8 protein-coding genes are annotated in these 9513 nt (G+C 68.4%); 3 read left to right on the top strand and 5 right to left on the bottom strand.

Features of this window, described 5'->3' with window-relative positions:
- Window positions 1-1206 (bottom strand): alanine--tRNA ligase-related protein (locus QK444_RS25460; protein WP_282784407.1); only part of this gene is annotated, 1206 nt, incomplete at its 3' end.
- A gap of 71 nt (window positions 1207-1277) precedes the next feature.
- On the opposite strand from QK444_RS25460, the gene QK444_RS25455 reads away from it, so the two are divergent.
- Window positions 1278-1937 (top strand): CatB-related O-acetyltransferase, encoded by a 660-nt coding sequence (locus QK444_RS25455; RefSeq protein ID WP_282784405.1) that lies wholly within the window; start codon window positions 1278-1280, stop codon window positions 1935-1937.
- A 67-nt stretch (window positions 1938-2004) separates the two neighbouring features.
- Here QK444_RS25455 and QK444_RS25450 read toward each other — a convergent pair whose 3' ends face one another.
- Window positions 2005-2580 carry a Uma2 family endonuclease gene (locus tag QK444_RS25450; RefSeq protein ID WP_282784411.1) on the bottom strand — a complete coding sequence of 192 codons (576 nt, stop codon included), beginning with the start codon at window positions 2578-2580 and terminating at the stop codon, window positions 2005-2007.
- 131 nt (window positions 2581-2711) lie between these two features.
- A complete protein-coding gene (locus tag QK444_RS25445) occupies window positions 2712-4019 on the bottom strand; it encodes a replication-associated recombination protein A (RefSeq protein WP_282784409.1) in 1308 nt (435 codons plus the stop codon).
- A 156-nt stretch (window positions 4020-4175) separates the two neighbouring features.
- On the opposite strand from QK444_RS25445, the gene QK444_RS25440 reads away from it, so the two are divergent.
- Window positions 4176-5819, top strand: a complete 1644-nt coding sequence (locus QK444_RS25440; RefSeq protein ID WP_282784403.1) for an alkaline phosphatase D family protein — start codon at window positions 4176-4178, stop codon at window positions 5817-5819.
- Between the two features lie 78 nt (window positions 5820-5897).
- On the opposite strand, the gene QK444_RS25435 is transcribed toward QK444_RS25440, so the two are convergent.
- Window positions 5898-7067 (bottom strand): kinase, encoded by a 1170-nt coding sequence (locus QK444_RS25435; RefSeq protein WP_029924359.1) that lies wholly within the window; start codon window positions 7065-7067, stop codon window positions 5898-5900.
- A gap of 195 nt (window positions 7068-7262) precedes the next feature.
- Between QK444_RS25435 and QK444_RS25430 the strand changes: the two genes are divergently transcribed.
- Window positions 7263-8567, top strand: a complete 1305-nt coding sequence (locus tag QK444_RS25430) for a hypothetical protein (RefSeq protein WP_282784401.1) — start codon at window positions 7263-7265, stop codon at window positions 8565-8567.
- Window positions 8568-8592: 25 nt separating this feature from the next.
- On the opposite strand, the gene QK444_RS25425 is transcribed toward QK444_RS25430, so the two are convergent.
- A complete protein-coding gene (locus QK444_RS25425; protein WP_282784399.1) occupies window positions 8593-9408 on the bottom strand; it encodes an NPCBM/NEW2 domain-containing protein in 816 nt (271 codons plus the stop codon).
- Between the last annotated feature and the right edge of the window lie 105 nt (window positions 9409-9513).

Below are 9513 nucleotides of genomic sequence, written 5' to 3'. Positions count from 1 at the left end.
GTAGGTGTCGTGCAGGGTGAAGGCGTCCGAACCGGCGATCTTCCGGCCGCCCTGGGCCTTCACCTGCTCGACGGTCTCGTCGAACAGCTTGGAGCCGGTGGTCAGCGTCTTGAGGAAGGCGGTCTCCTCGCCGACGGCCACCGTCTCGATGCGCTTGTAGTCGGTGGACAGCTCCGGATACGACGGCGCCATGAGATCGCTGACGACCTTCATGAATTCGGCCATCACCGGCTTCTCCGCACCGAGCAGGCGGGCCGAGCGCACGATGCGGCGCAGCAGGCGGCGCAGCACGTAGCCACGACCGTCATTGCCCGGGTTCACCCCGTCGGCGATGAGCATGGCGGAGCTGCGCACGTGGTCGGCGATCACACGGAAGCGCACATCGTCGGCGTGCTCCACGCCGTAGGAGCGGCCGGTCAGCTGCTCGGCCTTGTCGATGATGGGGCGCAGCAGGTCGGTCTCGTAGACGTTCTCCACGCCCTGCAGCAGCATGGCGACGCGCTCGACGCCCATACCGGTGTCGATGTTCTTCTTGGGCAGCGACCCGACCGGAGGGAAGCCCTGCTTGGGGCTCTGCTCACCACGGATGTCCTGCATGAACACCAGGTTCCAGATCTCGAGGTAGCGGTCCTCGTCGGCGACCGGGCCGCCTTCCGCACCGTATTCCGGACCGCGGTCGTAGTAGATCTCCGAGCAGGGGCCGCCGGGACCGGGCACGCCCATATCCCAGTAGTTGTCCTTGCCGTCGCGGAACTGGATGCGCTCGGTGGGGATGCCCGCGACGCGGTGCCAGATCTCGGCCGCCTCCGGATCGGATTCGTAGGCGGTGACCCAGATGCGCTCGGGGTCGAAGCCGAAGCCACCTTCTTCCTGGGACTTGGTGATCAGCTCCCAGGCGAGGGTGATGGCCCCCTCCTTGAAGTAGTCGCCGAAGGAGAAGTTTCCGGCCATCTGGAAGAACGTGTTGTGCCGGGTGGTGACGCCCACCTCTTCGATGTCACCGGTGCGCACACACTTCTGCACGCTGGTCGCCCGGGTGTACGGCGGTGCCTCCTGGCCCAGGAAATACGGCTTGAACTGGACCATGCCCGCGTTGACGAACAGCAGGTTGGGGTCGGGCAGGACCAGCGAGGCACTGGGTACCTCGGCGTGTCCGGCACGAACGAAATGCTCCAGGAAGCGCCGTCGAATCTCGTGGGTCTGCACAACTATCCAGCCTACCGTTGCCGGTCCAGCGGGTTTTCGGCGACCACCGCCGGATGGCTACCATCGCCGGGGTGACTGTGATCCCGGACCCATCAGCGCCCTTTCCACTGCCGCATACCGACCGGACCGTCTTCCTGAAGCCGCACGTCGAATCCGACAAGATCGAGGTCGGCGACTACACCTACTTCGATGATCCGGACGCGGCCACCGACTTCGAGAACCGCAATGTGCTCTACGCCTTCGGCCCGGAGAAACTGGTGATCGGCAAATTCTGCGCGATCGCCACCGGCACCCGTTTCATCATGGCCGGGGCCAACCACCCCACCCAGGGCGTATCCACCTTCCCCTTCACCATCTTCGGCGGCACCTGGGCCGAGGAGACCATGGACATCATCACGTCCATCCCCAGTAAGGGCGACACCGTCGTCGGCAACGACGTCTGGTTCGGCTACAACACGCTGATCATGCCCGGCGTCCACATCGGCGACGGTGCCGTCATCGCCACCGGCGCGGTCGTCACCACCGACGTCCCGCCCTACACCATCGTCGGCGGCAACCCGGCCCAACCGGTCAAACAGCGCTACCCCGACGAGGACGTCGCCCGCCTGCTCCGCGCGGCGTGGTGGAACTGGCCGGTCGAACTCATCACGACGCACGTGCGCACCATCATGGCGGGCACCCCGCAGGACATCGAGAAGATCGCGATCGAGAACGGGCTGATCACGCCGTAACACATGCGCCAGCGATGCCGCCGATGCCTACCCACGCTCCGTGTACGGGCATCGGACACGCATCGCCTCAGCGGACGAAATCCTTCAACGGCTCGGTATCCAGCGTGATTCCGATCGGCTCCGGCAGTTCGACTCGCTCACCGAACGGGAGACGAATGATCGAGGAGTACACCGACCGGACCGGTCGGCTGTACACCACGACTTCCGCAGCGTCACGGTCGATCAAGAGGTACACCGGGATTCCCGTTTCCGCGTAGGCACGCGGCTTCTGCACGCGGTCACGACGGTCGGTATCCGAATCAAATGACGTTACCTCCGCAGCCAACAGAACTGGATCCGGATTCTTCCAGAGCGGTTGACCTGCGAACGAACGCTTCGGCGCGATGACCGCGTCGGGAATTGCCCGGCCTCCTCGATACGCCTCGACCTTCAACTCGTTTCCCGGATAGATCGACAGATCGGGCCGCTGCCGGAAGACGTGTTCCATCAGCCACTGGACTATCTCGACATGATCGCCGTCGGGCACCGGCTTGACCCCCAGCTTGCCGTAGATGAATTCGAGCCTGATCCCCTCACCCGCTTGCTGGGCGAGTCGCGCAAGTTCTTCGAAATCCTCGACGAGCATCTGCGGTCGGTCAGCCATGGCGGTCACCGAAACCCTCCATTCCGTCGGCCGCATCGGATTGTCGACACGGCCACCGTATGCCCCAGTGTGCTGCGAAGACAGTCTTTCACAACGGCTCGCCACGGCGACACGCTGGACACGCGACTCGGTCACCTGCCGCGGACGATGCGGCGGAGTTTGGTGACGCGGGGGCCGATCTCGCGTTCGTAGCCGTGGTCGGTGGGTTCGTAGTAATCGACGCCGATCAGTTCGTCGGGTGGGTACTGCTGGGTGAGGACGCCGTCGGGATGGTCGTGGGGGTACTTGTAGCCTTGGGCGTTTCCGAGAGCCTTGGCTCCGGAGTAGTGGCCGTCGCGCAGGTGCGGGGGCACCGCGCCCGCCTTGCCCGCGGAGATGTCGGACATGGCCTTGCCGATGGCCTTGACCACGCCGCCGGATTTGGGGGCGGTGGCGATGTGGATGGTGGCCTGGGTGAGCGCGAGTTGCGCTTCCGGCATGCCGACGAGTTGGACGACCTGGGCGGCGGCCACGGCGGTCTGCAGCGCGGTGGGGTCGGCCATGCCGACCTCCTCGCTGGCCTGGATCATCAAGCGGCGGGCGATGAATCGCGGATCCTCGCCCGCGGTGATCATCCGGGCCAGGTAGTGCAGGGCCGCGTCCACGTCGGAGCCGCGCAGGGATTTGATGAAGGCGCTGATCACGTCGTAGTGCTGGTCACCGGCGCGGTCGTAGCGGACGGCGGCCTTGTCGACGCTGGCCTCCACCAGGTCCACGTCGACGGTGCCGTCCAGCGAGGATTCGGCGGAGGCTTCCAGGGCGGTGAGCGCGCGCCGCGCGTCGCCGCCCGCGATGCGCACGATGTGGTCGAGCGCCGCGTCGGTGACGGTGTACTCCCCCGCCAGACCGCGCAGGTCGGCGGCCGCCCGGCGCAGCACCTCGCGCACCTCGTCGGCGGTGAGGGATTGCAGTTGCAGCACCAGCGAGCGCGACAGCAGCGGTGACACCACGGAGAACGACGGATTCTCGGTGGTCGCGCCGACCAGCAGCACGATGCGGTTCTCGACGGCGGCGAGCAGGGCGTCCTGCTGGGTCTTGGAGAACCGGTGCACCTCGTCGATGAACAGCACGGTCTGCTCGCCGTGCAGCAGCCGCCGCCGCGCCACGTCGATGACCGCGCGTACCTCCTTGACCCCCGCCGACAGCGCGGACAGCGCCTCGAAGCGCCGCCCGGTGGCCTGCGAGATGAGCGAGGCGAGGGTGGTCTTGCCGGTGCCGGGCGGGCCGAACAGCAGGACCGAGGCCGCACCGGAACCCTCGATCAGCCGGCGCAGCGGTGAGCCCGCGCCGAGCAGATGCCGCTGCCCGACCACTTCGTCCAGGCTCCGCGGACGCATGCGCACGGCCAGGGGCGCGAAGCGGTCGGCGGTGGGCGAGGACGACGTGTACTGGTCGGACACCGGCTCGGCCCCTGGCGCGTCGAACAGCCCTTCACTCACAGGCGAAACCCTACCGAGCCGCCCCGACACAACCGGACGCGCAGGTCCGCACTCCTTCACCGACTGTTCACGTGTCCAAGTTTGCCTCGGGCATACCGATCGGGTGTGATCGTTGCCGTGCCTCTCCCCGCGATCAACTCCGCCCGGCTCGACCGACGCACCGTACTCACCGGCAGCACCGCGGCGGTCGCGGCCACCCTGCTCACCAGGGCCACGGCCCGCGCCGAGCATCCGGTGTTCCAGCACGGTCTGGCCTCCGGGGACCCGCTGCCGGATCGGGTGATCCTGTGGACCCGCGTCACCCCGTCGGCCGCGGCCACGCCCGGCTCCGGCGTGGGCGAGCCGGTGCGGGTCCGCTGGGAGGTGGCCACCGACGAGGGGTTCGGCACCGTCGTCGCCTCCGGAACCCACACGGCCACCGCCGATTCCGATCACACCGTGAAGGTGGACGTCTCGGGCCTGGCCGCGGGTCGCGACTACCGCTACCGCTTCACCGCCCTGGATCAGACCTCGCCGATCGGCCGCACCCGCACCGCCCCCGCCACCGGCGACGCCCCCGACCGGCTGCGCTTCGGCGTCGTCTCCTGCGCCAACTGGGAGGCCGGCTTCTTCAGCGCCTACCGGCATCTGACCGTCCGCACCGATCTGGACGCCGTCGTCCATCTCGGCGACTATCTCTACGAGTACGAGGCGGGCGAATACGGTGGCCGACTCGGCTCCGCGCGGCGACACGAACCCGCGCACGAGATCGTCTCGCTGGCCGACTATCGCATTCGCCACGCCCAGTACAAGACCGATCCCGATCTGACGAACCTGCACGCCACATTGCCGTTCATCTGCATCTGGGACGACCACGAGACCGCCAACGACGCGTGGGCGGGTGGCGCGGAGAACCACACGCCGGGTGCGGAGGGCGACTGGCAGCAGCGGCGGGCGGCCGCGCTCCAGGCGTATCTGGAATGGATGCCGGTGCGCGCGGGCGCCGACGGCCGCCTCTACCGGCGGCTGCGATTCGGCACGCTGGCCGAACTGTCCATGCTGGATCTGCGCAGCTACCGCACCCAGCAGGTGCAGGCGGGCCCCGGCTGGCGACAGGTGGACGCTCCCGACCGCAGTATCACCGGCCCGGCCCAAATGGATTGGGTCACCAACGGTTTGGTGTCCGCGCCGGTGACCTGGAAGCTGGTCGGCAATCCGGTCATGATCGCGCCGCTGGTCTTCCCGCCGCTGGATCCGGCCACCACCGCCGCGCTCACCCAGCTGATCGGCATTCCGGAGGGCGGCATTCCCGCCAACCTGGACCAGTGGGACGGCTACACCGCCGACCGCAAGCGCCTGCTCACCGCCATCACCGACAACCAGGTCGGCGATGTGGTCTTCCTGACCGGCGATATCCATTCCTCCTGGGCCGCCGACCTGCCGCTGGACGCGGCCACCTACCCGGCGAGCCCCACGGCGGGCGCGGAATTCGTCGTGCCGTCGGTGACCTCGCAGAGTGTCGGCGACATCATGCGGACCCCGCCGCGCACCGTCTCGGTGGCCGCCGAGGGCGCGCTGCAATCGGTGAACCGGCACCTGCGCTACGTCGAGGTGGATTCACACGGATACGGCGTGCTGCATGTGGACGCCGAGCAGGCGCAGATGGACTGGTTCTACGTCGGTGATGTGGCCGACCCGAATACCGGTGTGCGCCACGGTGCTTCGTTCGCCGTCCGCCGGGGCGGTCGGGTGGAGCCGCGCAGCGCGCCGCTGCTCGACTGACGCCGGTGCGGCCCGCCCGCCGCACGCAGCGGGGACGAGCTGGGCGGAGCCCGCCGGGCGGCGGGCGATCCGAACGCCCTACTCCTCCCAGTGCTCCTCGAGGGTCGCCGACACATGCTCGGCGAAGTCGCCGAGGGTGTCGTCGCCGATGCAGCGGGCGTCCTCGGCCAGGGCGGCCCAGCGGTTGATCAGGGCGGCGGAGCGCGGTATCGAGAGTCCGTGTTCGCGCGCGGCCGCGATGCGGGTGTGGTCGGCGGGCAGGAACCAGTAGGTCGACAGCCACACCCAGATGAGCCGGGCCTCGAGAATGCGCTCGGCCAGCACCTCGTCGTCGGCGAGCGAGGGCCAGACCGCCACCACCTCGGAGCGCCACGCCTCCACCATCTGACGCGCGCGTTCGCGGGACAGTTCGACATCGCACAGGCAGCCGGGGAAGGAGACCAGGGCGTAGGCGATATCGAGGGTGGCGTCGCGGAAGCCGCCCCACTCGTAGTCGAGGAACCGTGCGCCCTCCTCGTTGAGGATCACATTGTCCGGGCACAGGTCGGAGGGGCTGAACGCGCGGTAGCGGCCCGCGGAGAACAGCCGGTTACCGCGCACGATGCGCTCGGCGATCTCACCCGGCACGTCGATGCCGAGTTCGCGCTGCAGCATGAGCGGCACCTCGGCGACGGCGGATTCGGCCTGCTGGGCGATGCCGTCGACACGGTGCACCACGTCGACGCGGCGTAGCAGGGCGACGAAATCGGCCTCGCGGCCCACGGTCGCGGCGTGCATGCGGCCCAGCGCCTGCGCGAATGCCATGAGGGCATTGCGCCCGGCGGGCTCCTGCCCGGCCTGGAGCACCGCGGTGAGCGGAGAGTTCTCCCCGAGGTCGCTCAGGATGAGCAGGCGGTCGGGCAGGCTGTAGCCGAGTAGGTACGCCCCGGGCCGGTGGTCGCGTCCGAGTGCGGTGGTGAACTGGTACGACACCGCCTCCCGAAGGAATGCCGAGTCGATACTGGCGACACCGGGGGCCATACCTCCGGTGCGTCGCTCCTGCGCGGCACCGCGAACCTGCTTGATAATCAGGGTTCGCGGAAGTGAAAATGCGTTCTCCGCAACACGCACGCGTAGGACTGTCGTCCTACCACTACCGCTGAGTTCCATAGGATCACTCAGCTTTACCGGAGCACCCATTCGCTTTGTGAGCAACTGTTGTGCCGCGGACACGACTTCGGCGGCGCGTTCGGCCAATAGTGCGGTCATCGCGTCCCAAGTTACTCGCTCCAGGTCACTTTCAGCGAGCGGTTGCGCAACCTTTCGCGCGTCGTTCGGCGTGTCCGCGTCAAGGGTTTGCCCACACGGCGCTGGTTGCTTGACACAACCATTACGGTCCGGTTGTCTCATCTTCAACTGCTGTGCGCCACACCGTAAACCGGTAAATGTGAAAGGTCCGTGACGATGACCGGCACACCGCCCGACACACCGAGCGAATCGGACGAAACGCCCTCACAGAAGGGCGATGAGCGGCAACCCACCCGTTCCGGCCACCATCAAAACACCGAGCCGACACCGCATTCGGCGGGTGCGGGCAACGGTCCCGAGCACGGCCGCCACGAAATGCCGGGCCCGCGCGGCTACCCCCAGTTCGAGGGGCCGGGCGCGGCGCAGTACGGCAGCGAGCCCGTGGAGCCGCCGCCACCCATGCCGTCGCAGGGCAGTTCGAGCGGTCCCGGTATGCCGCCGCCACCCGGCTACGGCCAACCCCCGCAGTCGGGCGCGTCGCAGGGACAGCCACCGCAACCCGGCACCGGACAGCCCTACGGCGCTCCGTCCCAACCTGGCGCGGGGCAGCCCTACGGCGCTCCGTCCCAGCCCGGCACCGGACAGCCCTACGGCGCTGCGCCCCAGCCCGGCCCGGAGCAGCCGTACGGCACGGGCCAACCCGCGGGGCAGCCTTACGGGGCGGGCCAGACCCCGGGCCAGCAGTACGGGGCGGGCCAGACCTACGGTGCCCCGACCCAACCGGGTGCCGCCGCACAGTCGGGCGCGATGCCGCCCGGCGCGACCCCGTCGGGTCCGCCGCCGGGTGCCCCGGGTTCCGTCGGTTCCGCCCAGCCGGGCGGACCGCACCACGCCACCGGCGAGAAGCTCGACGTCGGCCGCGCCATCGCCTACGGCTGGGATCGGTTCCGCCTCAATCCCGTTCCGTGGCTCGGCATCGTGATGGTCGGGCTGATCGCCTACCTGGTGGTCGTGCTGCTGGTGAATATCGCCGACGTGCAATCGCTGTCGGTGGTGCTGCTGGTCTTCGCCATCGCCTCGCTCATGGTCTGGCTGCTCCAGGCCGCCATGATCCGCGGCGCACTCTACGAAACCGACGGCACCCCAACCGATTTCCCCTCCTTCTTCGGCTTCGTCAATGCGGGCAACGTCCTGCTCACCGCCCTGATCGTCCTCGTGGGCTGCTTCATCGCCTCCCTGGCCTGTGTTTTCCCCGCGGTCATCGTCGGCGTGCTGTGCATGTTCGCCCTGAACTTCGTCATCGACGAGGACATGAGCCCCATCGAGGCGATCAAGTCCAGCGCCCAACTGGTCATCCGCAACCCGGTCCCCACCGTGCTCCTGGCCCTGGTCGTCGCCGTCATGACCACCATCGGCGCCCTCCTCTGCGGCCTGGGCCTACTGGTCGCCGGCCCGGTATCGGCCATCGCCGTCACCTACGCCTACCGCACCCTGACCGGCGGCCTGGTCGCCCCGCTGTGACCATCACCGGACCCGCCGAACCGCGTCAGCGTTTCTTCCCCGGCGGCGCCGAGCAGTAGACCCGCGGCGTCCCCCAGGCGTTCTTCGCGTCCTGGGAACGCCGCGTGTCGAGCAGGGTCAGCCGGACCACGCCGGTGAGATCCACCGACACCTCCTCGGCCGGATCGCTCATGCCCTTCTCCCCGGTGAACAGATCCGCATCGTCACCGCGCACCACGAATCGCCCGGCACCGGCCGAATAGGGCGACGCCGCGTCCTTGCCGATCCATACCGACAGTTTGGAACAGTTGCCGCCCAACACCCAGATGGCCTTGTTCATCGCATCACTCAGGCTCGACGGGTAGTAGCCGACAATGCTGCCGGGAAAGCTCTCGGTTCCGATCTGTACCGGATCGACGGTGTCGAAGCCGTTGTTCCACACCACCGACCGGTACTCGACGAGGTTGTACCAGCGTTCACCGGCCGGAGTGGTCGAGGTGACCGAGGCGCGGGTCGTCGTGACCGCCGCGGTGGGCGTGATCGGCTCCGCACTCGGCACGGGGGCCGTACTGTGCGGGATGCCCGCCTCGGGTTCGGGCTTCCAGGGGGCCGCGAGGACCACCGCGACCACCACACCGACAACGGTGGCGACCGCCGCGACCCAGGTGCCGATCAGCGTCCACCGGCCGCGCCGAGGGGACTTCGGATCGTGCGCACCATTCGAGGCCGACTGGTTCGCACCGGTGCTGCCGTGCGAGAAGTTCACGCTGCCGTTGGAGGTGGTGATCGAGATGTGCTGGGTCGCGGCCGACTCGGCGCGCCGCCGTTCATCGGGATCGTCGTGATCTTCGGGATCGGGCACGGAGCACCTCGGGGTCGGTGTACCTCACGATGCCCTGCTGGTCATCGCACCGGTGATATCTCGGCACACGGCCCGGCGTTACACGCCGAACTCGGCGAGATCCGA

The organism is Nocardia sp. CC201C (genome assembly GCF_030010695.1).
GTDB classification, from domain to species: domain Bacteria; phylum Actinomycetota; class Actinomycetes; order Mycobacteriales; family Mycobacteriaceae; genus Nocardia; species Nocardia otitidiscaviarum.
Note: the sequence above shows the minus strand (reverse complement) of the source record. Positions and strands in the feature narration are given on the sequence as shown.

What these genes read in the sequence shown, in the direction of transcription:
- QK444_RS25430 (WP_282784401.1), top strand. Translation starts at nt 7,263, where the DNA reads ATGACCGGCACACCGCCCGACACACCGAGCGAATCGGACGAAACGCCC.
- QK444_RS25435 (WP_029924359.1), bottom strand. Translation starts at nt 7,067, where the DNA reads ATGACCGCACTATTGGCCGAACGCGCCGCCGAAGTCGTGTCCGCGGCA.
- QK444_RS25450 (WP_282784411.1), bottom strand. Translation starts at nt 2,580, where the DNA reads ATGGCTGACCGACCGCAGATGCTCGTCGAGGATTTCGAAGAACTTGCG.